21 protein-coding genes and 2 pseudogenes are annotated in these 23,305 nt (G+C 40.9%); 8 read left to right on the top strand and 15 right to left on the bottom strand.

All coding sequences use genetic code 11. The features are described from left to right. The first annotated feature begins 45 nt into the window (after nt 1–45). The 4 genes from IGI71_RS02800 (at nt 46) to IGI71_RS02785 (ending at nt 3,185) form a co-directional block, all read left to right on the top strand. A complete protein-coding gene (locus IGI71_RS02800) occupies nt 46–507 on the top strand; it encodes a GNAT family N-acetyltransferase (protein WP_060792756.1) in 462 nt (153 codons plus the stop codon). A gap of 61 nt (nt 508–568) precedes the next feature. Beyond that, a complete protein-coding gene (locus IGI71_RS02795) occupies nt 569–922 on the top strand; it encodes a DUF3784 domain-containing protein (protein ID WP_074536588.1) in 354 nt (117 codons plus the stop codon). Between the two features lie 315 nt (nt 923–1,237). Then, nucleotides 1,238–1,729: a PH domain-containing protein gene (locus IGI71_RS02790; protein WP_118215562.1), complete on the top strand. Its 492-nt coding sequence runs from the start codon at nt 1,238–1,240 to the stop codon at nt 1,727–1,729. Next, entirely contained in the window at nt 1,719–3,185 is a 1,467-nt protein-coding gene (locus tag IGI71_RS02785; protein WP_231473243.1) for a PH domain-containing protein, read from the top strand. The genes IGI71_RS02790 and IGI71_RS02785 overlap by 11 nt, the downstream gene beginning before the upstream one ends. 117 nt (nt 3,186–3,302) lie before the next feature. Here IGI71_RS02785 and IGI71_RS02780 read toward each other — a convergent pair whose 3' ends face one another. The 7 genes and pseudogenes from IGI71_RS02780 to IGI71_RS02750 form a co-directional block, all read right to left on the bottom strand. Continuing rightward, nucleotides 3,303–4,265 (bottom strand): transketolase family protein, encoded by a 963-nt coding sequence (locus IGI71_RS02780; protein ID WP_430616171.1) that lies wholly within the window; start codon nt 4,263–4,265, stop codon nt 3,303–3,305. 3 nt (nt 4,266–4,268) lie between these two features. After that, complete coding sequence (locus IGI71_RS02775) at nt 4,269–5,126, bottom strand: transketolase (protein WP_368264401.1); 858 nt, start codon at nt 5,124–5,126, stop codon at nt 4,269–4,271. Between the two features lie 22 nt (nt 5,127–5,148). Further along, nucleotides 5,149–6,513: pseudogene (locus IGI71_RS02770) on the bottom strand (PTS ascorbate transporter subunit IIC). A gap of 16 nt (nt 6,514–6,529) precedes the next feature. Then, nucleotides 6,530–6,811 carry a PTS sugar transporter subunit IIB gene (locus IGI71_RS02765; protein WP_005227537.1) on the bottom strand — a complete coding sequence of 94 codons (282 nt, stop codon included), beginning with the start codon at nt 6,809–6,811 and terminating at the stop codon, nt 6,530–6,532. Continuing rightward, nucleotides 6,808–8,847, bottom strand: coding sequence for a BglG family transcription antiterminator (locus tag IGI71_RS02760; RefSeq protein ID WP_270287015.1), 2,040 nt, complete (start codon nt 8,845–8,847; stop codon nt 6,808–6,810). The genes IGI71_RS02765 and IGI71_RS02760 overlap by 4 nt, the downstream gene beginning before the upstream one ends. 278 nt (nt 8,848–9,125) lie before the next feature. After that, a complete protein-coding gene (locus tag IGI71_RS02755) occupies nt 9,126–9,911 on the bottom strand; it encodes a PhzF family phenazine biosynthesis protein (RefSeq protein WP_231473247.1) in 786 nt (261 codons plus the stop codon). Continuing rightward, complete coding sequence (locus tag IGI71_RS02750) at nt 9,908–10,876, bottom strand: ornithine cyclodeaminase family protein (protein ID WP_231473248.1); 969 nt, start codon at nt 10,874–10,876, stop codon at nt 9,908–9,910. The genes IGI71_RS02755 and IGI71_RS02750 overlap by 4 nt, the downstream gene beginning before the upstream one ends. A 90-nt stretch (nt 10,877–10,966) precedes the next feature. Between IGI71_RS02750 and IGI71_RS02745 the strand changes: the two genes are divergently transcribed. Then, nucleotides 10,967–12,358 carry a PLP-dependent aminotransferase family protein gene (locus tag IGI71_RS02745; RefSeq protein WP_231473249.1) on the top strand — a complete coding sequence of 464 codons (1,392 nt, stop codon included), beginning with the start codon at nt 10,967–10,969 and terminating at the stop codon, nt 12,356–12,358. 159 nt (nt 12,359–12,517) lie between these two features. Here IGI71_RS02745 and IGI71_RS02740 read toward each other — a convergent pair whose 3' ends face one another. Then, nucleotides 12,518–12,622 (bottom strand): putative holin-like toxin, encoded by a 105-nt coding sequence (locus IGI71_RS02740; protein WP_411798430.1) that lies wholly within the window; start codon nt 12,620–12,622, stop codon nt 12,518–12,520. Nucleotides 12,623–12,989: 367 nt separating this feature from the next. Here IGI71_RS02740 and IGI71_RS02735 point away from each other — a divergent pair, with 367 nt between their 5' ends. Next, nucleotides 12,990–13,823, top strand: coding sequence for an AraC family transcriptional regulator (locus IGI71_RS02735; protein WP_231473250.1), 834 nt, complete (start codon nt 12,990–12,992; stop codon nt 13,821–13,823). Next, entirely contained in the window at nt 13,816–14,235 is a 420-nt protein-coding gene (locus IGI71_RS02730; protein WP_005232083.1) for a DUF2000 domain-containing protein, read from the top strand. Before IGI71_RS02735 ends, IGI71_RS02730 begins: the two co-directional genes overlap by 8 nt. 193 nt (nt 14,236–14,428) lie before the next feature. Here the strand turns inward: IGI71_RS02730 and IGI71_RS02725 are convergent, their stop codons facing one another. From IGI71_RS02725 to IGI71_RS02715, 3 genes are all read right to left on the bottom strand, one after another. Beyond that, complete coding sequence (locus IGI71_RS02725) at nt 14,429–14,971, bottom strand: DUF3267 domain-containing protein (RefSeq protein WP_128489111.1); 543 nt, start codon at nt 14,969–14,971, stop codon at nt 14,429–14,431. A 58-nt stretch (nt 14,972–15,029) separates the two neighbouring features. Further along, nucleotides 15,030–15,347, bottom strand: a complete 318-nt coding sequence (locus IGI71_RS02720) for a hypothetical protein (RefSeq protein ID WP_231473251.1) — start codon at nt 15,345–15,347, stop codon at nt 15,030–15,032. Between the two features lie 448 nt (nt 15,348–15,795). Further along, a complete protein-coding gene (locus tag IGI71_RS02715) occupies nt 15,796–16,920 on the bottom strand; it encodes a GGDEF domain-containing protein (protein ID WP_231473252.1) in 1,125 nt (374 codons plus the stop codon). Between the two features lie 134 nt (nt 16,921–17,054). Between IGI71_RS02715 and IGI71_RS02710 the strand changes: the two genes are divergently transcribed. Beyond that, on the top strand, nt 17,055–17,798 hold the full coding sequence (locus IGI71_RS02710; protein ID WP_218212312.1) for an EAL domain-containing protein: 744 nt from the start codon (nt 17,055–17,057) through the stop codon (nt 17,796–17,798). A 266-nt stretch (nt 17,799–18,064) separates the two neighbouring features. Here the strand turns inward: IGI71_RS02710 and IGI71_RS02705 are convergent, their stop codons facing one another. From IGI71_RS02705 to IGI71_RS02690, 4 genes and pseudogenes are all read right to left on the bottom strand, one after another. Next, complete coding sequence (locus IGI71_RS02705) at nt 18,065–19,237, bottom strand: ElyC/SanA/YdcF family protein (protein WP_368264404.1); 1,173 nt, start codon at nt 19,235–19,237, stop codon at nt 18,065–18,067. 791 nt (nt 19,238–20,028) lie between these two features. Beyond that, nucleotides 20,029–20,772 carry a hypothetical protein gene (locus IGI71_RS02700; RefSeq protein ID WP_005227479.1) on the bottom strand — a complete coding sequence of 248 codons (744 nt, stop codon included), beginning with the start codon at nt 20,770–20,772 and terminating at the stop codon, nt 20,029–20,031. Nucleotides 20,773–21,254: 482 nt separating this feature from the next. Next, nucleotides 21,255–21,590: a nucleotide pyrophosphohydrolase gene (locus IGI71_RS02695; protein WP_270287099.1), complete on the bottom strand. Its 336-nt coding sequence runs from the start codon at nt 21,588–21,590 to the stop codon at nt 21,255–21,257. Beyond that, nucleotides 21,553–23,247: pseudogene (locus IGI71_RS02690) on the bottom strand (DUF2075 domain-containing protein). Before IGI71_RS02690 ends, IGI71_RS02695 begins: the two are co-directional and overlap by 38 nt. Between the last annotated feature and the right edge of the window lie 58 nt (nt 23,248–23,305).

The following is a 23,305-nucleotide window of genomic DNA, read 5'->3' as shown; positions in this document are numbered from 1 at the left end:
ATTCCGTAGGTTAAGAAGAGCCGAAAAGGACAAAAGGAGAAATAGATGAACTTAATCCCAATGAAAGACAGCGACTATGCTGCTTACTTAACCAATGCAGTTTTCGAATACGCCAATGACAAAGTCCAAGCAGGCACATGGGCCAAAGACGAGGCCCTCGCCCTAGCCAAAGAAAGCTTTGCTTCCCTGCTTCCTCAAGGGACTGCCACCGAAAACAATCACTTGTTTTCTTTATTTGCAGCTGATTTTAGTGAACCGATCGGGGTGATTTGGGTCAACACAGCTGCCCAGAAAGCCTTCATCTATGACTTTATCATCGAGGAAGACCAGCGAGGAAAAGGCTATGGCACCAAAGCGTTACAGGCTTTGGAAAAGTGGGCGATCCAGCAAGGCATCACTGAAATCGGCTTGCACGTTTTTGCCCATAATCAGTCTGCGTATCAGCTATACAAAAAAATGGGCTATTTGGAAACAGATATTACGATGGTTCGACGTTTCGCTGAATGAGTGGTGTTGAAACACGAAACCTAACGATCGTTCTTGAACGATAAGAAAGGAGTGAGAAAACTTGTATTGGTTGATTTATCTTTTGGTCGTTGTATTTGCTCTCGGATGCTTTTTGTGTGGTGTTCAGTTTCGCAAACAAAAATGGGGATTCTTGATAGCTGGATACAATGATTTGACTGAAAACCAAAAAGCACAAGCAGATAGTCAGGCAATCTCAAAATCAATGAGCAAATGCGCCTTTTGGACAGGTGTTTATGTTTTGTCATTGGGTCTTGTGCTCTACCTGCTGCTTGAAGAAATCGGTGATTCGTCAATAATTAGGATAGTATGTGCCCTCCTTACCTTGCTTTTTGTTCTCTTCATTTTCAATGAAGTCCGAAAAAATCGTTCGTACTATTCGATAAATAAAGACTGAGATAAAGAGAGAATTTCTCGTTTTACTCATAAGGTATTTCTAAGCGATCACTGTAATCCAAGTTTTTTAACCAATGATTGGTTGTTTTAAACGAAAACATCTGAATGTGATCCCCCTAGGACCGTCATCTAAGACGGTTTTTTTTTTAGGTTACTAGACGACAGTTCTTCCTTGTTTTATAAGAAGATTTCTCACAGATCTTTTCGCAATCGAGCCAGCTGTCCTTTCTGAATTCTCCCTTGCCTCTTGTTTTTCTTACACTGCACCATTATATTTATACTTATTAGTCATTTTTTTATAGAAAGGACGTTTCCCTTGAATTATCCCTTATTAAATGAACAAATGCCTCAGACCATCATCCGTGTTTGGCGGTTACGGACAATTACTTCACTGATCATTTTCAGTTTACTTTTCGCTACTTCTTTTTGGTTTTTATCCATGCAAAACTGGCTTCATTTCTGGGTGTTCGCCCTTTGGTCAAGCCTATTGGCACTGACTTTGATCAGTCATCTGCTTTCTTTTGTGCTGATGAGCTACCGTTACAAATTCCATCGCTACGAGATCCAAGAAAAGGATATCGCTATTCAACGTGGCTATCTATTTCGCAGCACCACGTATATTCCGATCCGCCGAATCCAGCACATCGAAACGGACCAAGGGATCTTTTTACGAAAATACGCTTTAGTCTCCTTACAGATTCATACGGCTGCCACCAACCACACCATTGAAGGCTTGCCAGTGGCGCAAGCCGAACGATTGCGAGAAACCATCATGAATTTAGTCGAGGTGGTCAAAGATGATCTATGAAAAACAACGACTGCCGTTGCTGTGTATCGGTCTTTATTGGTTCAAAAATTGCAAAAATTTTCTGGTACTAGCATTTCTGCTTGTATTCAAATTATTCAACGACGCCCCTTCTTTTCCGATGATTCTGGGCGGTATTCTGCTATTTTTACTGGTCTGTCTGCTTTTTGCGGTACTGTCTTACGCCCGCTTTACCTTTCAAATCGATCAAACGAGTGTGCTAGTCAACAAAGGACTCTTTATCCAAAAACAAACGATTTTGCCATTTGAACGCATCCAAACCATTCAAGAGAATCATTACTTTTATTTACGTCCGTTTAAACTAGCTGAAGTGAAGTTGGAAAGCGCCGCAAGTTCGAGTGGCGAAGCCGAAATTCTTTTCCCTGCATTACCGCTGGCTCTCATTGCCTCCATCGAAGCGTCAAAAAAGGCGGCCGCGACACCACAACAGCCTATTGCCCAAACAACTAGTAGAGAAGAACCAACCGACGATTATGCTGCGTTTTCAGCTGAGAAGTCAGCCAAGCCGCCGCTGGAAACATTCACTTTGAAATTCAAGGAGATTTTCTTGTTTTCTCTCACTGATTTTTCTGTTTTCACCTTGGTTCTAGTCATCGGCTACAACGTGATCGACAACATTCCCAATCTCTTTGCCTATGCATCGGAATTGCAGCAACTTGGCCTTTTATTAGGTGCTGCAATTTTACTCGGGCTGCTGATTTTGTTTTTCTTCCTTGCGATCGCCAGAAATCTTTTCCGTTATTATGGCTTTACGGTGAAAACGAACCAACAACAGCTGCTGATCACGCAAGGCTTGTTTTCTAAACGTCACCAAACGATTCCCCTCGCTAGGATCCAAGGGCTGAGTGTCGAACAAAATCTTTATCGAAGAATCTTTCATCTAAGCTCCGTCAAATTACTGCTGGCTGCTGGCAGTTCGTCAGAAAGCGATGATACGGTCTATCTATTCCCCATTTTGAAAGAGGCGCAGCTGACCGAAACATTGACCCGCTTTTTACCCGAATGGTCGTTTCAACAAACCGCTCTAGTGAAAAATCCACGACCCAACTTTTGGTACTTCTGCCGTTGGCCGCTGCTGATCGGACTGCTTGCTGTAGGAATCTCTGCCTTCTTTTTCTGGTGGATAGCGCTGATTTTCTTCGTGTTCTTTGGCTCCTTCGTGTTATCAAGCATCTGGCGAGGCAAAATACAAGGCTATCAATTTTTAGATAACCACGTATTGTTGTGCCAAACGATCCGCGGTCTTACGAAGGTGACCGCTTATCTGAAGAAAAATAAAATCCAAGATTTCACTGTCACCACCACGCATTGGCAGCACAAAAGAGGGCTTGGCAAGTCACAGCTAACCATCAAAACCGAAGATACTCTCACCGAAAGTAAGCTGTTCTATTTTCCATTAACCGAAGCAGAAAACTTACGGCGCTGGTTTTTGTCTTAGTTCATAAAAAAAAAGCGTCAAACAGCAGGACTGACGCGCTGTTTGACGCTTTTTTTACAAGATCTGAAAGGAATGAAAAGGAAGCATCAACCATTGATTCGTTGATGCTTCCTTTTTCTATCCCTTAACCTTCCCTTCGACTATTTGCTGCTTGATTGAAGCAGCATCTAAGCCATATTCTTTTTGCAAAAAATCGGGTGTGCCGACTTGACTGAACCGTTCATTGACACCAATACGTTTTAAGGGGACAGCACTGCCAGTTTCAGCAAGCACTTCGGCGACGGCACTCCCTAGTCCACCGATAATAGAATGGTTTTCGATGGTGATGACTTGCCGTTTCCCCTGAACTTCGCGGAGGATCAATTCTTTATCGATTGGTTTGATGGTAAACATATCGATCACTTCGCAGCTGATTCCTATTTCTGCTAATTCTTCTACCACTTGCAGTGTTTCAGAAACCAATTGGCCGCTGGCAATCAACAACAGTTCATCGCCTGGTCTTAAAATATTGCCTTTTCCTAGTTCAAAGGTCGAGCCTTTTTCATAAATCGTCGGAACCGCTTTCCGATTGCCTCGTACGTAATGAATGCCTGATAATTGGCTAAAGGTGTTTATGATCCAAGCCATTTGGACTTCATCCGCTGCATCGCAGACGATCGACTGGGGAATCATTCGCATCAAAGCCACATCTTCCCATGTCGTATGGGTGCCGCCGTTGTGCCCGACTGCAAACCCTGGATCAGAACCGTAAATATTGATCGTATTGCCGCCATAGCCGCCAGAAATAAACAGCTGATCGAATACCCGACGCGTTGCAAATGGCCCAAAGGTGTGGATAAAAGGTGTATAACCAGTTAAACTCAAGCCAGCCGCGACACCAACCATATTGGCTTCCGCGATCCACATGTTGATAAAGCGTTGGGGATGTTTGTTGGCAATCGTGGTCCAGCCGCTGGCAGAACCAAGGTCGGCATCTAACGCAACTAGCTGGTTATTTTCATCCATGAGTTCCAGCAATGTGTCAACGACACAAGTTCGCAGCTCTTTAGCAGCAGCAGTGGTTTTGCTTAATGTAAACATGCCTTAGCGTCCTCCTTCGATTTTTATCGTCAATTCTTTGATTGCCGCTTCTGCCGCTTGATTGATCTCATCCGTGGTAAACTTCACGGAGTGATTGGCATCTAGTTCTTCAAAGAAAGGAACGCCTTGTCCTTTCACGCTGTCCAAGACAATGCAAACCGCTTGGTCTTCGATTGCTTTGCAGCGCTCGATTGCCTCATCAATGGCTTGCATGTCTGCCCCTGGAACTTTTTCTGTATAAAAGCCAAAAGCAGTCATCTTCTGCTGGATATCAAAAGGATCAAGAATGTCTTTGGTTGGCCCATCTAGCTGTTTTTTGTTGTCATCAATAATGACGATACAGTGATTCAGTTTAAAGTGAGCAATGTATAGGAAGGCTTCCCAGCACTGTCCTTCATTTAGTTCACCATCTCCAACGATCAAATAAACAAAACTGTTCTTGCCTGCCAAGCGCAGGCCTGTCGCGATCCCAGCAGCCATGGAAGTTCCCTGCCCCAGTGAACCTGTGGTGGCATCAACCCCCGGCGTTTTCCAGCGATCCGGATGGGAAGGCAGTCTCGTGCCGCCCTCATTGATCGTCCATAACCACGACCGATCAAAATAGCCCGTATTTGCTAATGCACTATACAGTGCGGCGCCAGCATGTCCTTTTGACAAGACGAGTCGGTCACGGTCCGCCCACTGTGGATCTTGTGGATTGATCCGCAGCTGTTTGCCGTACAAAACGGCCAGTAGTTCAACAATTGAAAAGGAACCGCCCAGATGGCCTTGCCCCATTTTCTTGATGCTGCAAAGGGTATCTAAACGAATCTTTGCCGCTAATTCTTCGAGCTCGTGGCATTTTTGTTCACTGATTGCCACTATTTATCCCTCCATCCTCTATTTATTCAGAAACAGATTTTGCCCGACTGTTTTTCTTGAGAATCGTCAATCCGATCAAGACCGCGACTACCGCAATTATCCCTGAGAAGATGGCGATTTGACCGCCCATATTGGCTAAGTTTCCTAGGAAGATCCCTGCAACCCCATAGTCAGTATCAGAGAAAGTTGATCCTTGGAACCCAAGATCGCCCATGACTGGCATCAACAAGATCGGCATGAAGCTGATAATGATTCCATGAATAAAGGACCCAATGACGGCGCCTCGCACACCACCCGTTGCATTGCCGTAAACACCTGCTGTAGCGCCGCAGAAGAAATGGGGCACGACACCTGGAATAATAACGGTTGTTCCTGTGAAGACCATGATGATCAAACTAACGATCCCTCCGACAAAACTGGTTAGAAAACCAATCAGAACAGCATTTGGCGCATAAGGAAAGACGATTGGACAATCCAATGCAGGAATCGCATTAGGAACAAGCTTTTCAGAAATCCCTTTAAAGGCTGGTACGATTTCTGCCAAAATCAGACGGACACCAGCTAAAATCACAAAGACACCAGCGGCAAACGAACCTGCTTGCTGCAACGAATAAATGATCGAGTTCGTGCCATTGCTAAGATTTTCCGTAATAAATTCACTCCCAGCAAAAATTGCTACGATCACGTATACAACCGCCATCGTAATCGTGATACTAACAGTAGAATCCCGCAAGAAAGACAGACCTTTCGGAAAATTGATGTCTTCGGTAGATTTTTCCTTATTGCCGACGTATTTCCCAATCAACCCGCTCAATGCGTAGCCGAAGTTCCCCGTATGCCCCAATGCGACGGAATCATTTTTAGTAATTTCTCGAGTAAACGGTTGTGCGATCGCTGGGAAAATCGTGTTACAGATCCCTAACGCTAAGCCGCCAAATAAAACTAGATTAAAAGTATTCATTCCAGTAACGCTCAAAATCACCGCAATCATGCAAGCCATATACAACGTGGCATGCCCAGTCAAATAAATGTATTTAAAGCGAGTGATACGGGCAATCAAAATATTGAAGGCCATTCCTGCTAACATAATAAGTGCGGTATAGGTGCCGTAAGTCGTCAACGCTAGCGCAACGATCGCTTCGTTATTTGGTACGACCCCTTGCATGTTAAAGGCTGCTTGGAACATCTCCCCAAATGGCGCCAGAGAGCTTTAGATCACCCCAGCCCCGGCAGTGACCACGAGAAACCCAACAAAGGTTTTGATCCCCCCTTTGACGATCGTGGCAATGTCTTTTTTCTGCAGCACATTCCCCAAAACAGCGATCAGCGCAACTAAGATCGCTGGGGTACTGGCGATATCAACAAGAATATCTAAAAATTCGTTCATGACTGTCTACTCCTTTTTATAATAATCCTTTTTCCTGACAAACGGCTTGAACCTTTTGCTTCAATTCATCGAGATCGATAATACTGTCTAAAACTACGATCTCACCTAGATGCTGCGCACTATCGGCTAAATCGCCGCCAACGAAGAAAACATCCGCCATATCGGGTGCGGCACTTCCTAAATCATAATGGGACACTTCCACGCCTGAGACACCCAATTCATTTAAAACAGAATTGATATTCATCTCCACCATAAAACTTGATCCTAATCCTGACCCACACACTGCTGCAAATTTCATTTTTCATCTTCTCCTTCTCTAATCACTTCAATTATTTGATCCGCATTGGTTGCGGAAAGTAACGCAGTTAGTTTTTCATTATTCGACAAAATTTTAGTCAAACTCGCTAACGCTTTTAGATGGAGTTCATTGTCAACCGCCGCCAAACATATAAACACGTGAATGGGGTGTTGCGGATCATCATTCAAAAGCACTGGTTCTTTGACTTTTAATAACGACATCCCGATGGCATTGACCCCATCTTCTGGACGTGCATGAGGCAAAGCGATGCCTTTTCCAATATGGATAAAAGGACCGTGATCCACCACTTTATTGATCATGGCGGTAATATACTGCTCCTCAATTTTATTGGTCTTTTTTAATGGCGCAGCAGCTGCTCGAATGGCTTCTTGCCAAGTCAGCGGCACCTCGGTAAATTGGATGGTTTCTGCTGTTAATAAATCTGATAACATCGGACGTTGGTCTTCCCTTCTATTCAATTCTCGATTGATTTTTCTTTGCAAAATTTTTCTCAGCTTTTGCTTACTGATTCCTGCTTTTAAATCAACATAGGGCAAAATCACTTCTAACACATCGTCAATGGAATGCAATCCATTTTTTGAAGGGAAAAATGCCGCTTGTACGTTTTTAACCAGTTCATCCTTCTCAATGGGTGTCATAATCGGATTGATCACATAACAGGGTCGTTTGGTTTTGATCGGCGCACTGGAAAAAATAAGATCAATCTCTTCATTAAACCGAACATTTTCATACTCTTCGATCGAACGAGCCGGCAAAAAATGGATCTGGGGAAACAGTTCCTTTAATTCTGATTCCAAAATCAAGGATGAACTGATGCCACTGGGACAAACGACTAATGCATTCAGTTGGAAGTAATCACGTTTGGCCTTTTGTTTACTGATTTCTCCACCAAACAAAATCGTAAAATAACCGATTTCTTCATCAGGGATCGTGCCGACTAGGTCTTCTAAAGAACCCAGTGCTCGTCTCGTCAGTTCAAACAACTCATTGTATTGCAGCTTGATTTCTTCAATCAGTACATTCTCCAGTGGAAAACCGTAGCGGATTCGAAAATACGCTGGGACAAGATGATAAAATGTGTTCATCAAAAGGGTGCGATAGTCCACAAACTCGATAGCTGCCAGCCGTTCCATTTCATGAATGATCTTACTGGCACATTCCAATAAAAACTCTAATGAAGTATCTTCGATATCTCCTTGCAGAATCGTTTTCAACAGGATCGTTACATAAAGTTCTTCTGTTTTCCGATCTTTGATGTCAGGAAATTCTGCTAAAAACTGCTGACTGACTTGATGGACATGCAGCGACTGGAGCAGCGGTATTTCTGTCTCCGCTAAAGAAACAGCCGTTTCTGCCATCCGAAAGGATAGATAATTAAGAAAATAAAGCATTTCTTCGAAGCGACTCGGAACGATCACCAGATTGAAATCAGTCAGTGTTGCGGACAAACGATCTCTGATTTGAACATAGATCGTTTTATCCTGCTCATAGATTCCCTCAAATAAGAGCAAGTTCCCGTTTTTCGTATTGGATAACGTGCTGACCTTTCGAAAGGCAAGAGCGCGAATCTGATATTCCTCTCCCTCTAGATAAAAGCCATATTTTCGAGAGTACAATAGTTGAATCTTGAAAGCTGCAAGTTCCTCTCTGATCCCCTTTACATCCTTCAAAATCGTATTTTTACTGACATAGAACAGCTCTTGAAACTGATAGACGGATAAATCTTTCACTGCTGAAAAAGTCAGAAGATAAATCATGGACCGCCGCTCTTCTTCCGAAAAAAATAACGTATTCTTCTGGACATCGAAAAGAATTTCCGGCCATTTTCGTTGAATCAGTGAAGGAATCAAAACTTCTCCCTCATGAATCATGATTCGTTGATTCAACCGCTGTTCAGTGATTTGATTGATTTTGGCAATCTCCGCCAAAAAATCCTCATCCCTCCACTTCGTCAAATCAAGAAACGCCTCAACATTTGGTTCTGAAAACAGATACGTCAATTTGAAATGAATCATATTTGCTACCCCCACCTAAACTATAGCTTGCACAAAATGAAATCGCCATCATTTCTCGGTACAACTGAAACTCCGTTTTTTTTAAACGATGGACCGAAGAGGTGATTTCAAGGATTACCATACCATTTTTACATAAAAAGAGGATATGCGAAGACCATTATTTGTTTTTTAACGCAAAAAAGGCGAATCAGCTTGATGATTCGCCTTTCAAAAGTGATAAGTAATAGAAACAGATGGCAAAAGTGGACTAAACTCTAGGAAAATGAAATCTAGATTGCTTATAAGAAACAGGTTCCTTTCGCATAAAGCACACCTTTTCCGCCAATGATCACCCGTTCATCTGCTAAGGTACACTCAAGAAATCCTCCTCGTGCAGAGAGTTGCTTTGCGGTCATTTGGGTCTTGTTCAATCGGCTGCTCCAATAGGGGATCAGGTTCGAATGAGCCGATCCGCAAACAGGATCTTCATCAATCGTCAACTTAGGAAAGAAGGTTCGAGAAACAAAATCGACCGTTTCCCCAGGAGCTGTCACGATCACACCGACCCCTTGCTCAAAGGTTTTTATGAAAGAAAAATTAGGTGTTAACTGTTGAATCTGGGTTTCATTATCCAACACAAAGAAAAGATCTCTTGCCAAGTAAGCCTCGTTGATTTTGGCACCGATCGCTTCTTCATATACAGGCAATATCGCCGTTTTTTCTGGGAGAATCGCTGGAAAATCCAGTGATAAAAGCTCCCCTTCCTTCGTCACCCGCAGCTGTCCGCTATATTTTGTTTGGAAAACGATAGAAGTTCGTTGAGGTTCATAATAATGAAACAGCACAAACGCTGTTGCCAACGTTGCATGTCCGCAAAGATCAATTTCACGATCCGGTGTAAACCAGCGAAGGCTATAAGAGTCTGTTTCTTTTACGGCGAAGGCTGTTTCCGATAAATTGTTTTCGATCGCGATTTTCTGCATCAGATTTTCTGGCAGCCACTCTGGTAAAATAAAAACGGCCGCTGGATTTCCTTCAAAAACCTTTGTGGCAAAAGCATCTACTACGTAATACGCTAAGTTCATTTTCCTACTCCCTTTCGTTTGTTGTATACGTACTCTGCGCAATAGAGATCTTCTACTGCGAGTCCCACCGCATCAAAAACCGTGCATTCTTGTTTTGTCTCTCGTCCGTGACATTTATGAGTAACTAATTCCCCTAACAACCCTTTGATAGCAGCAGGATGAAAGGATTGTTCTGCGATTGGAATCAGAAGATCGCCGCTTTCTTGCAGTGTTGCTTGATAATCATCCACATATACACTAGCCGAAGCCACTAAATCACTGGTGAGTTCCCGTGTTTCTGGGGTAAAGGTTCCGATCGCATTGATATGAGTGCCAGGTGAAACCATATCTTTATCCAAAAACGCCTGCTTGCTAGGTGTTAAGGTACAAATAATATCGGTCTCACGTGTCGCTTCCATCAGATGTTTACAGGCAATAACCTGCAGCTGCGGATAAGTTTTCTTGACTGATTCAACAAAGTTCGCTAGTTTTCTTTTATCTAGATCATAAACAAATACAGTGTGGATCGGACGAATAGTCAGCATCGCTTGTAGATGGGAGGAAGCTTGATGTCCCGCACCAATTAGTGACAATTTGGTCGCTTCTTTCTTTGCTAAATAATTCGTCGCTACTGCTGATACTGCTGCCGTGCGAATCCAAGTAATACTATTCGCATCCATTAACGTGAGTGGCGCCCCATTCTGACTATCAAGCAAAAGAATTTGTCCTAAATGAGTCGGCAGCTGTAACGTTCCGTTCTCTGGGAAAAAGGACATGATTTTTGCGCCATACACTCGGTTCGGACCTAAGTAAGCGGGCATTAAAGCAAAGAGATTTCCTTGCTTTTGGTCTGGCAACGGCAATACCGCTCTTTGCCATTGAGAAACAGCTTGCTGCTCAAAATCACGAAAGCAGTTTTTCATAGCCGAAATGGCTTCAGGAAATGTCAGTTCACGTAAAATCTCTTCTTCTGTTATAATCTCCATAAAAATTCCTCCTTTTTTCAATATCCTACTCTCAGCAATTCATACAATCAATGATATAATTGTATGGAATACAATTTAGGAGGTGTTCTTATGCCCATCAATTCTTATGAAGATTATGCCCTTAGTTGGCGCCCAGACAAAACGCAGCTTACCCGTCCCTTTTATCGTTCCTTGATCAAGCGCTTAGAAGAAGATATCCTCTCTGGCAAGCTCGCCAAAAATACCCGCTTACCCTCTCAAAGAGAGTTAGCAGATTTCTTAGATCTTAATTTCACTACGATTGGTCAAGCCTATAGATATGGTGTCGAGAAAGGAATTCTCTATAGCCAGATTGGCAGCGGCACTTATGTTTCTGCCAATGCATTCGACTCGATCTCTATTTCTACCAGCAATGTGGCAACGCACATCATTGATCTGGGACTCGTCAGTTCCTTTGAAGAATGCAATTCCTTGATACTGCCCACGATTCAAAAAGTCGTCAATCATTCAAATATTGTTGGGATCATGAATTATCGAGAACCTCAAGGATCCGATTATCAATTGACGACCGCCAGCAACTGGTTAAGGACGCAAGGGGTCAAAGCAGACAAAGACACGACTGCGATTGTTTCTGGTGTACAAAACGGCTTAGCGATTGCCTTGGCAGCTTTATTTTCTCCAGGAGATCGGATCGCAGTTGATCGTTACACGTACTCAAATTTTATTGAGTTGGCACACCTCTTCCATTTAGAAATTGTTCCTATCGATTACGATCAGGAAGGAATGCGTCCGGAAGTACTTGCACAAGAATGCCGCAAGAAAAAAATACACGGACTCTTCGTGATGCCTTCTTGCAATAATCCGATTGGTTTTCAAATCACCGAGTCCAGACGAAAAGCACTCGCAACAATTATCGAAGAAGAATCATTGTGGGTGATCGAAGATGATATTCATTCTTTTTTAACGACGTATCAACAAAATAAAGTGATCGCTCCCTTTCAAGCGCTGCTCCCTCAACAAGTCATTTATCTTTCTGGAATGACCAAATTTATCTGTTCGGGACTGCGGATCGCTTATCTTGTTTTTCCAGAAGCGGTCCGAGGGAAAATCGAACAGGCCATTTTCACGATCAATGTAAAAACCTCACCTTTGGAGGCAGAGATCGTTACCGAGGTTTTGAACAGTGAAGTGGCGCAAACCATTCTTCATCAAAAATTTGCTCTTACGAAACAAGCGAATGCACTTTTTGATGCTGTCTTTGACTGTCAATCAAAACCAGCAGTCTATCCCTATTATCGTCATTTACCGATTCGCTCAGATGTTGCTCAATTCGATATTGAACAAGACTATTTGGCAAAGGGCGTGCGCATCTATCATTCCAATCGTTTTACGACCCAAAAGCAAATGGACCCATTTATTCGATTGTCCCTGTCATCAAATCATTTAGAGGTGTTAGAAAAAGGATTGCGTATTGTAAAGGACTCCTTAAAGACCTATCAGTAGCTGTCTAAAAAATCAGCAATCCGTTGAACAGATTTTGCAATTTTGTTACACGCTCCATATAAAAAGGAGTTGCGTCACCAACTCCTCTTTCGCACCTTTTAAGAAGGCAACAGTTTTTTATTATTTAAAAAATAACCGTTTCCCTGTTAAAGTTGACGGTTATTTTTTTTTGTCATTTTTCACTGCGGCTCGGATACCAAAGATCAGCATGGCGGTAAATGTACCAAAACTGATCATTAGCCCGATTGCTTCCGCTGTGGACAAAAAGGCTTCTCCTTTCTGAAGAGTTAGTACTTACATTCATAAGCACCACCACCTTTCAAAGATAGCCACCGTCACAAACTTTACTGCAGTCAAATGGTACCATACTTCCATCAATAAAACTTTCAAATGCCAAGGATTTATCATTATTTTTTTCACGGCGCATGGTCCATTTGTTTTGATTCATTCCATAGAATCGTCAAAATAACCTGCTGTTCTTTCTTCAAGGCTGATCCGCTCTTTCCCGACTTCTCTAGCCCTTTTTCTCATTCCCAATCAAGTGCCTTCCATCAAGAAAAATAGTCAAAAGTCAATATCATTCTATTCACCAAAAACCACTTTTGTTATAGTAACAAAAAGGAGAATGCAGATGAGAAATGAACGAAAAATCATTCAAGATAGCACCCTTGGTGTAGAAGCTTTGTTATTTAACGGCATCCAGCAGGAGTTTCCTAACCATTGGCACGAATATTATGTGATTGGCTTGATGGAAGCCGGGACGCGTCAATTCACCTGTCAAAACACCTGCTATATCGTTGAAGCAGGCGACTTGATTTTGATTCCGCCAAAGGCTGCCCACCGCTGCCAGCAACTCACGGAGGAAAAGCTGGTTTACCGCAATATCCACTTAACCCCGGAGAACATGGCGGTACAAGTACAAAAAATTTTTAACACTCAATTGACGCCCCACTTTCCTGAACCGGTCATTCGCCAAGTGAAAGAAAAAGAGGAATTTCATGCAGTGCACCAGCTGTTGCTGTCGGATCACGGTGATGAGTTTGAAAAGCAAGAACGCTTTACTTGTCTGCTTCACGACCTGCTTGTTCAGTATGCGGATTTCACCCACGAACAAACGGACCCGGTGTCAAATAAAGCCGCAACGGCAAAAGCCTATATCGATCAACATTATGCCGAAAAATTGTCCTTGAGTGAATTAAGTGACGTTCTTGGAATGAATCAGTACGTCTTGATTCGGCAGTTTACCAAAGCGTATGGGCTGTCGCCGTTTCAATATTTAAGTACGGTGCGCATCAGTGCTGCCAAGAAAAGACTAGAAGCACAAGAAGCAATTGCAGAAGTCGCTTTTCTGTCAGGTTTTAGTGACCAAAGTCATTTTACCCGTATCTTTAAAAGCTTGATTGGGGTCACCCCGAAAGCTTACCAAACAATTTACCAAGAAGATGGAGTGAGAACGTATGAATAACCAAGAAAAATGTGTCATGATTATCGATGAACAATTACCGATTGGCTTAGTTGCAAATACTGCAGCAATTTTAGGCGCAACCTTAGGCAAATTGTTTCCCGAAGGAATCGGAGAAGATATTTACGATTCGACGGGCAGAAAACACCTTGGCATTGTCAACTTCCCCATTCCTATCTTAAAAACGAACAAGGAACAGTTGCAGACCATTCGTGAATCGATCAGTCAACAAGCAGATCCAGAAGTAACCATCATTGATTTTTCCGACGTTGCTCAGACCACCAATTCTTATGAGCAATACCGTCAGACGCTTGAGACAATTCCCACAGAAACACTGGCTTATTTCGGCCTTTGTTTAAAAGGCAAGAAAAAGAGTATCAATAAAGTCGCTGGCAGCTTACCGTTGTATCGGTAAAGCGCTAATAAGAAAACGATCGTTTAAAACAAGTTTTCTTTTTGTCGACCGAACAGTCTTCTTGCTATATACGTTTTTTATAAACAGTCCTATAAAAAAACAAACACTTTTGAGGTGTTTGTTTTTTTGTAAGAGATTTTCTAGCATACATTTTCTTGCTCTTTGATTTTGCCAAGATCAATTGAAAAATAAACTACTCTCCTTGATAAATATTCAGCCCCACTTCAGTATCTTCTACACAACTGTTCGCTGGTGCTTTAACAATCAGAAAAAGAAAGTAAAAGTCTCCCACACAAGAAGCGGCATGTGCGGCAGCAATCAAGATAAAAAGAGATGCCGTCAACCAGCCAAATAAATAAAATAGAAAGAGTCCCACAGAAATGCCAAGGAATGGCGCCAATAAAATGATGGCAAATTTCCCTTTTGAATAAAAGGAATGGGGACTCGTAGCATATGCTACGCCATTTTTGAACCCAAACTTTACCTTCCCTTTGGGGTCAAAAAGCTTGAAGAAGACACCATGGATCAATTCATGAATAATGATGAGAATAAAATACGCAACCATTAAGATCAAAAGATCGAAAACAAACGAAGTTTCAGCATTTGACCCATGACCACCTAAGACAAAGAGTGTAAAGAACACATAGAAAAAAATAAAACTAGGGATCGCCGCGAGATTCAATCTCTTTATTGTTTTTTTATCATCCATCAAATTGATTTGTTTGAGTAATTTCATCGCTGTTCTCCTCTTCTTTTTGTCATTCTTCTTAGTACATGATTTCTATGAATTCCCTTTACCCAACCAATAAGAGCAGCAAACACAAAACCAGTGCCGTTAAAACGAAGAGGAAATTGATCATCTCTGGCGCACTTTCAAACCTTCTCTTTAATGGCGGAGGACGAAAACTTGGATTCATGCTTCTCGTTTGGTAGTCCACGCTGCTTGATAAAAAGCTGTCGGAAGGGATCATAAACACTAAAAGAACGCCATAAATAATGGATGCAGGAATCAGGAGTGAGCATTTGGCTAGGTAACCAATCAGTAGACTCACGATCAAAGGAATAGCTACGTACAAAACACTTTGGTACAGTATTCGTCGAATTGGTTTCATAGGGAAGTCTCCTTAGTCAGTAATCGTTACACACAGGTACAAAATAATTTTATTTACTTATCAAATAAATATACCATTGCTTTTAAAGACTGTAAACACGCCAGAAAACCAAGTCGATGCTGCCAAGCGCGACTGCCCAATGCTTGGTGCAAAAAAAGAAGTGGTTTCTTCCCACTTCTTAAAAAGCACTCTACTTGTTTTTTCCCTTCAATTAACCTCTCAAGATAATCGGTAAACCGTTATACTTACCAGATTGCTTCCTCTCTTCCTTTTGAAAAAGCTACGACGCTGGACAAAGAAGCCTGCGAACCTTGTCTTTCTATTAAAACTTCTTCTGAAAAGCATTCGTCTAAAAAAATCATACGACCTTGTCTTTCCTTTTGGTTTTTTACAACACCTGATCTACTTGAGAAAAGACTGTGAAACCTTCTTTAGAAAAGCAAACGTCTCAAGAAAAAATAATCGTGCGGTTTCTGCCCTTCCTTTTGGCTTCGTACAATGCTTGATCTGCTTGGTAAAAGGTTTCTGAAATGTCTAACGCAGAGGCTGCTTCTGAAATCCCTGCCGAAAAGTAAAGGGTCAGTTGGGCGGTTTCTAATTTCAACTGTTCATTGCTTAAAAACAAATGGAATTCTTCAATAATTTTTTTCACAGCATCAGAAGTATTCTCTTTAAATAGGACTAAAAATTCTTCGCCGCCATATCGATAGACTTCGACTAAATGGGAAGGACTTTTCTGGTAGAGAAACGTCATCAGTTTTTCCGAAAAGAAGGATAGGGCTTGATTGCCGATTTGATGTCCATGGTGATCATTGATGCGCTTAAAATGATCTAAATCCATCATCACCACGACGAGCTGGTCCTTCTCAGGTAGCGCCAGCTTTGAAATATCCTCGTTCAGACTGCGGAAATTTTTCACCTTGGTCAACTCATCATAATTGCGTTCAATGATTTTTGTGTTAATTTTTTCCAGGAAATTTTTTTGATTCTGCAAATAATACTTCCATAAAGAAACGATCCCCACAGATCCAATGCCTAAAGACACTACATCCCAAACGCTAATTTCGCGGCGATAAAAAAGCAAGGCGTTGAGCATCGGCGAGACAACCGTAACGAAAATCGAAAATAGGTAAAATGCCGTGTGATTTGGTTGTCCATAAAATCTTTTCTTTAATAAGCCCGTAACGATTAAAATGATGTAATTTAATCCGATAATAAAGAGCATGGCTTCCCATTCAAATTTATTGATCAATGCAAAAAAGGTCAGCAAAATGACGGGTACTAACCCAACCAGATAGATTTTTTCTTTGAGAATGCCAAAATAATAAATAAAGATTGGAATCGTATATTCATACGCAACATAACCGATACTGTTCAAAGAAAATGATATAATAAAGTAGACTTGCGAAATAAACAAAACAATACCAATAAGAATTTTAAACGACAGGCGTAAATTCAATTCTTTGAAGTTCTTGATAAACAAATCATACGAAATGAGCAAGCTCACGACTAACACAGAATAGATCGCAGCATAAATCAGATGGACAAACACACTACTCCTTCTTTCTTTCATAGATTTTTCTTTAAAATCGTTCGCCCATGATTTTGAAAGGCTCGATTCTTTAACGATGCAGCGCACGAGATAAGCTTTTTTCCTGCACTTCATGAAACCAAAAATAAAGCGACCCCAGAAAGGAGCAGAAACCAATGTCTGAGAAAATAGAACAAGAACTCTTATCGATATTTCCCCAATTATATTTTGATGCTCAGCCTATCTTTCAAATGAAAGCAGATAGTCAGAAAGTGATTGGCTACGAATTATTATTGAGAAGTACCGAAAGAAATAGGTTTCCCCTTTCCTTCTTCCAGCAAGTGATCAAATACAAAAAATTACATACTCGTTTACTGCAGTGGTATCGAAATGAAATTTTCAGCTTGCTTCATCCGAACGAAGAAACAAAAATCAGTCTCAATATCCACCCGCAACAACTCAGCTACCCAGAAACCTTTTTGATGTTAGCTGATTTAGCTCCCTACCATGATCGTATTTTGATCGAGATCACCGAAGACGATACAGAACCTTCTATCGCCTGTGATCCCAAGTCCTATCTTATGAACAAAATCAACCAAATAAAAAAGATGCGCTTTTCTGTCGCATTGGATGATGTAGGGACAGGCATTCATTCACTGACAAATATTGCACCGATGCTGGATAAAATCGATGTGATCAAATTTTCGCCTATCTCGTTGCGAGTCCTGTCCCAAAAAGAGATTTTCTTTTTGATCGACTTCTGGCGAAATATCGCCAGCAATCGTAAAATCCAATTTATTGTCGAAGGGGTCGAAACCTCGGATATCCATGAGTACCTACTTGAAGAAGAGATTTTTCTTCAACAAGGGTTTTATTTGGACAAACCTGCCCCAGCTGATCAATTAAAGCGAAAAAAATAGCCATCGCATCGTTTATTTTTCTCACTATACGCGATCAAAAATAAACGATTATTAAAAAAATGAACAGATGCCCTTCAAATATAACACAAATAATTTTATTTGCAGAATTTTTGCTGATTCGGCATCGTTTTAACGGTGATTTCACATGAGAGAAAGTAGAAATCAAAGAAAAGACCTTTTTTTGATAGGTGAATAGACAAAAAGCATTCAAGAAGTCAATTCCTGAATGCTTTTTGTCTATTCATTCTTTTTTCGATACACCCCTTCTATTTCAATCGCTCACCTTCCCTAATTGCAAAAGTATTAAAAATAGTCATCACAAGGCGCTCTTGTTCCGTTGAGGTTTTGATCAGCTCTTCATTATCTGGTTCACCAATGATGTCTATCTCGTATTTAGGCTTTCCTTGTGGATGCAGCTGACCATTGATAATACGATCCGCAGTTTCAAACAAAACTTTTCCGCGGCGGACATGACTCGCAGAACTAATCACTGTGATTTTATTACTGAAATCAAGCTCATTTGCTAAATCAATTGAAAATAAGGCATTTTCAATCGTATCTGTTGCCAATGCTTCTTGAATAATTCGCTTCTCGTCAATGCCATTTTCAATCAACCATTGGTGCATCAGTTTTGCTTCCGTATTCTCTTTCTTCGGAACGCCTCCTGTCACAATGATTTTCGCTGTAGGATTTTTCTCCAAAAGTTTCAATGCATGCTCTAAGCGATTGATCAACGTTTCCTGCATTTGCCCTTCATCATCTAAGGCATAACCGAGTAAAATAAATAAGTGATTTTCTTCGTATTCTTTGATCGCAGTCGGCACTTCTTGCTTGCGTACCGCTTCTATGCGTTCAAATCCATCTTTGAATTTTTCTGTTTGGGCTTTATTTAAAGTTTCCATTTTCTTATATACTGTTTCATCAAAAGAGCCTTCTAATAAACCTGCATATACGTAATACTGAACAAGTGCTTGATAGTTTTCCGGTTCTTGCTCAACCACACTTTTGAAAATCGCCACTGCTTCATCAAGTTTATTATTGATCACTTTTGTGCTGGCTAATGATCGTCGATAATCGGTGGTGACTGGATCTAGGCGGATCACTTGCTTCAGCAGTTCCTCACGTACTTCTTGATCCCCTTTAAGGGTCAATCCAGCAAAAACCTCACGTTCATTTTCCTTGAGGTCTCCCCCGTGCCAATAATAATACATTGCCTTATCTAACAAATAATCGATTCGTTCTTGTGTTGGGTTATTGTTTTCTAAAGTGCTAAACCCATCTTCCGTTTGTTCTTCTGCAGTTGCTGATGCTATACTTTGTTCTGTTTGTTCACTTGTATTGATTGTTGTATCGGAGGTTTTCGTTTGGTTCATCTCCGTACATCCGCCCAATACGAGCATTGCGATGAGCAATAAAAGATAATGGTGCATTTTTTTCATAAAAAGACCTTCTTTTCTATTTAATATTTCACTTCTTGAAGGTAAGCGGATTCAAAGGGATGAACCCGCTTGCCATGGTAAAGAAAGCAACCTTCTTTTTTGAAGAATAGAAACCTAGGCAAGTTACGTGCTTCTAGTGGATAAAGCTGACCCTAGTTCGTCTGCTGTCACACTTGTTCCTTATAGACTGAGGGACAACACAAAGTGAGATTTCATCATTGCTATCTCCTCTTCTATACCGTGGACATTACTGTCTGTCTCACCTCGTCAGGTGTAATCGACTTCTTTCTAATCGTCACTAGAAAGGCGTAGGTCCTTTCTTATCGGCGCCAATAAGAAACGAAACACACGCAAAAAAAGTCATCAGACAGGAAATGTCCAATGACTTGACACAGCAAAATAAACCTCCAGCTTCCCGCGTTTTTTTCCGATAAAATCGCTGGAATCACTAGAAAAACCGCGAGATTTTCGGTACAATAAACACGTTGAGCCTTTAGGGATCAACTATGGCAACTTGATTGGTCATCCTGTTTAGAGAAGTGACTGATCAGGGCCTCGTAAGTCTGCGCCAACAGAATTACGGGGTGCCTATTTTTTTGGTTTCTATTCGCTTACATTCTATAGAATGTCTTTTGGAAAAGCAAGCGAACATCGCAATAAAATTATAAATAATGGTCAAAAATATAAAAACTGTTGTGATTTTTTTCGATTCATATAGAATTATCTGTTGCTTTGCGTATTTATAAAAAAAGGAGGACCGAATCATCCATGATTCAGTCCTCCTTTTCGCGTTAGACAAATACAAATAAAATTCCAGAGCAGATCGTGCCTACCAATAGCCCACGAATACTGCCTTCTCCTTCATTGGGTAACTCAAATTTGATGATATTCACCAGCAAAGCGCCGGTGATCAAGGCTTCAATGATGACCACCAAATAGTAGGGCAATGAAACAAAGAGGGAGAACGCAGCTCCCGCGAAAATACTGAAGGAAAGCACAAAACGGCCATATTTGTTATAGAGGGCACCATGATGGTGATAGAGCAGCCAATCGTTCATAAGAAAATGCAAACCAAAAGCAATAAAGTAGGTCAAAATGTAAAAACGCTCTGATAGCGTATTGGCAATCACGATATAGCCGATCATAATGTTGTAAATCACATGAAAAGCGATATCCGACCAAAAAAAGGCGTTTTTGGCACTGGTGATGTCTTTCTTTTCTAACACCATAAACGTCCGCTCATCGATTTTGTAGATCACGTAACTGAAGACTAAGCCAAACAAAACGATGCCATAGACCCCATGACTATAAAAAATCCCCGAATCCCAGCCAAATTCATCGATCAACACCGTTTGAAAATACGCCAAATGGGGCAATAGATGAACGATCGCATAGGAGATCCCTACCCCAGCGGCAAAGGAGCTCATGTATTGCACGTTTAGTTTTCTGGATGAGATAACATTTGAAGATAGATGGATGAAGATAAACCCTAAAGTGATCATGCAATTCACAAGATTGTTTGTTAGATACGTCATTGTTTTCTCCTTCTTACATTCCGTTTGCGGCATCGTTTAAGCGCAATTTTCAATAACAAAGTCTTTGTAATTAGTTGTTTTTGGTTATTTTCATGAAATATTCTTGTTTACTATACAGTAAGTGGGCTCGGGGGGCAATAGGTTTTTTAGGTTTTTGGGGAGAAATATTTTTGATAGAAAACGCCTCTCATTGTTGCCGATTTTTTCCCGATGATCTTTTCTTCATTTTCGGATAGGATAATCTTGTTTTTGCTCTAGCAGACAGTAGGTCTAACTTCATTTTTTATAAAAAATTGGGCTTATTTGAAGTTAACTTCATATTTCCGAAAAATTGTAACCAATTTGAAGTTATCTTCAACTTTTTCTATTATGACAGATTTTTTACGTTCGTAACCAATCACTGATGAATTCAGAAAACCCTTGTTGCTCCTATTCCATCAAAAAAAAGAAGCAAGAACTTGCAGCGTCCTTGCTTCTTTTTGTTACAATTCATTATACTTCTTTTTCGAATCTTTACTTTCTCTCACCGGATACTTCATGTTGTTTTTTTCTAGCTTTTCTTTGATGATCCCATCAATATCAAGCCCCAAATTGTCTGCCAGCATATAGGAATAAATCAGAACATCGGCAATTTCTTCTTTTAGATGTTCGAAATCTTGAGTGGCTTCTTCAGGTGTTTTCCATTGAAAAATCTCCAACAATTCGGCGGCTTCGATGGAGATAGAAATAGCTAGATCTTTTTCATTATGAAATTGTCGCCAATTGCGATCATCTCGGAATTTATTGATCCGTTCCATTGAAGAGGGTTGGTTTTGCATGGTTGGATTGGCTCCTTTCGTTTTGTAGGGTTAAGAGTTTTTGGCGGAGATTGGGATTGATTGCATAGATGTAAAGCCCTTTGATTGCTCGTTTCATTAATACATTCAATGAATTAAGGATGATCATTTCTTTGGCTTTCTTCGTCAATTCTTGGTTCATATCGTCACGTCCCGTAAACGCCCCTTTGTCCTCATATTTATCAATATCGATGACAAGCTGGTCGGTCTCTGGATCGTAATCAACGGAAGGGCCAATGACGACTCCTACATTGTTTAAATCAAACCCTTGGACGGTGTAGATTGATCCGACTTCACTGATTGTATCTGGTCGCTCCGCCCATGTTCGCTTCGTGTCGGTCGTATTCCATGGCAGGTTGATCCCACCAGGGTCTACAAGATAAGAAGCTCCGTCTTTCTTATGAACATAATCGAATGTTAAGATGATCCGTGACAGACCTTCCTTTTTATCGAGAGAAAAGATTTTATTCTTCAACGCATCATGGGTTTCCATAATCTGAAGCTCAAAAGATGCTGTTGATTCTGGAATCGGTGTTACACGTTTTTCTACGATATCATCGATCCATTGAATAATTTGGGGACTACTTTTCATTCTTAATTGATCTTTTAGCTTAAAACGAGAAGCATTGTACCTTTTCTGAAACTGATCCAGTTTGTCCTGATCCTAGTAACTTTTGATTTTCAATACTTGCTTCGGATCAAAAATACAAATCGTAATTTTTGCTCGCTTGATAATCTCTTCTAGTTGGTTTTCATAGTGAAAACTGTTATAGCTGTCTTTCTTCGTTAAAAGGAAATGGGCCTCATCCACAATAACGATGTCTGGGTGCAACTTCTGATTATCTGTTTTATTAATAAAGGAAGTTGGCTTTAACATATGATTCTTTTTTAAATTTAGTAAACTTTCTGCCACTGTATGATAGGTTTTTAACATTTCTGAATGGTTGACCAACAAATAGTTATCGGTGCCTTTGAATACAGGCTCTGATTTTGTATAGTCTTGAAGGGTGTTATAGAGAGATGCTAATAAGACGCTCTTTCCCGTTCCAGCTTCTCCTTCAATCATCAAGACTTTTTGTGTTTCATCCTGCTGAATCGCTTGTTTACAGTACTCAATGATTTCAAGTTTTATATCTAACTGTTCTGGCGTCAGTTCTTTAAAAGGGGATAATTTATATACATCTTTGTTGCGAATCGTATCGATTGAGTGCTACGCCAATTGACGCCTTTGCAATTCTTCCCATAACTCTTGGAAGACCACTTCATCATAATACTCTTTTTCATAATACTGATGCATCTGTACCTGTCTTGTTTGACTGACATTTTGCAACTGAAACTGCTCATCCCCAATGAAGTGATTGATCAAATTGGTTTCGATATTGTAGGTCGCTGATTGATTGAATTTTTCATGACCAATCAGCAGTACTTCTTTAATTTCTCTGCGCTTAGAGTTATTCAAGTGCTGCTTCAACCGTTTGTTCACTTGAACCGTTTGACCAATGTACGCAACAGGTCTTTTCTTTTCATTTCGGTTGTAGAGTATGTAAACGACTGGGTACTGATCGATATAAGCCGTCGTTATGCTAGATAGCTCACCTTTCTTGAAATGATGATCTTCTATGATTAGTTGGTTGGTCATATTTTAGAGTCTCCGTTTAGTGTCTATTCCATTAAGGTTATTTATTTTAGTATATCAT

Origin of the sequence: Enterococcus sp. DIV1279b (assembly GCF_050531515.1) — a bacterium.
Taxonomy (GTDB): domain Bacteria; phylum Bacillota; class Bacilli; order Lactobacillales; family Enterococcaceae; genus Enterococcus_D; species Enterococcus_D casseliflavus.
This window is presented reverse-complemented; position numbering and strand designations above follow the sequence as displayed.

Excerpts from the sequence above, each read along its gene's own strand:
- IGI71_RS02800 (WP_060792756.1), top strand. The coding sequence starts at position 46 with ATGAACTTAATCCCAATGAAAGACAGCGACTATGCTGCTTACTTAACC.
- IGI71_RS02785 (WP_231473243.1), top strand. The coding sequence starts at position 1,719 with ATGATCTATGAAAAACAACGACTGCCGTTGCTGTGTATCGGTCTTTAT.
- IGI71_RS02780 (WP_430616171.1), bottom strand. The coding sequence starts at position 4,265 with ATGTTTACATTAAGCAAAACCACTGCTGCTGCTAAAGAGCTGCGAACT.
- IGI71_RS02765 (WP_005227537.1), bottom strand. The coding sequence starts at position 6,811 with ATGAAATTTGCAGCAGTGTGTGGGTCAGGATTAGGATCAAGTTTTATG.
- IGI71_RS02760 (WP_270287015.1), bottom strand. The coding sequence starts at position 8,847 with ATGATTCATTTCAAATTGACGTATCTGTTTTCAGAACCAAATGTTGAG.
- IGI71_RS02755 (WP_231473247.1), bottom strand. The coding sequence starts at position 9,911 with ATGAACTTAGCGTATTACGTAGTAGATGCTTTTGCCACAAAGGTTTTT.
- IGI71_RS02750 (WP_231473248.1), bottom strand. The coding sequence starts at position 10,876 with ATGGAGATTATAACAGAAGAAGAGATTTTACGTGAACTGACATTTCCT.
- IGI71_RS02745 (WP_231473249.1), top strand. The coding sequence starts at position 10,967 with ATGCCCATCAATTCTTATGAAGATTATGCCCTTAGTTGGCGCCCAGAC.
- IGI71_RS02735 (WP_231473250.1), top strand. The coding sequence starts at position 12,990 with ATGAGAAATGAACGAAAAATCATTCAAGATAGCACCCTTGGTGTAGAA.
- IGI71_RS02730 (WP_005232083.1), top strand. The coding sequence starts at position 13,816 with ATGAATAACCAAGAAAAATGTGTCATGATTATCGATGAACAATTACCG.
- IGI71_RS02725 (WP_128489111.1), bottom strand. The coding sequence starts at position 14,971 with ATGAAATTACTCAAACAAATCAATTTGATGGATGATAAAAAAACAATA.
- IGI71_RS02720 (WP_231473251.1), bottom strand. The coding sequence starts at position 15,347 with ATGAAACCAATTCGACGAATACTGTACCAAAGTGTTTTGTACGTAGCT.
- IGI71_RS02715 (WP_231473252.1), bottom strand. The coding sequence starts at position 16,920 with ATGAAAGAAAGAAGGAGTAGTGTGTTTGTCCATCTGATTTATGCTGCG.
- IGI71_RS02710 (WP_218212312.1), top strand. The coding sequence starts at position 17,055 with ATGTCTGAGAAAATAGAACAAGAACTCTTATCGATATTTCCCCAATTA.
- IGI71_RS02705 (WP_368264404.1), bottom strand. The coding sequence starts at position 19,237 with ATGAAAAAAATGCACCATTATCTTTTATTGCTCATCGCAATGCTCGTA.
- IGI71_RS02700 (WP_005227479.1), bottom strand. The coding sequence starts at position 20,772 with ATGACGTATCTAACAAACAATCTTGTGAATTGCATGATCACTTTAGGG.
- IGI71_RS02695 (WP_270287099.1), bottom strand. The coding sequence starts at position 21,590 with ATGCAAAACCAACCCTCTTCAATGGAACGGATCAATAAATTCCGAGAT.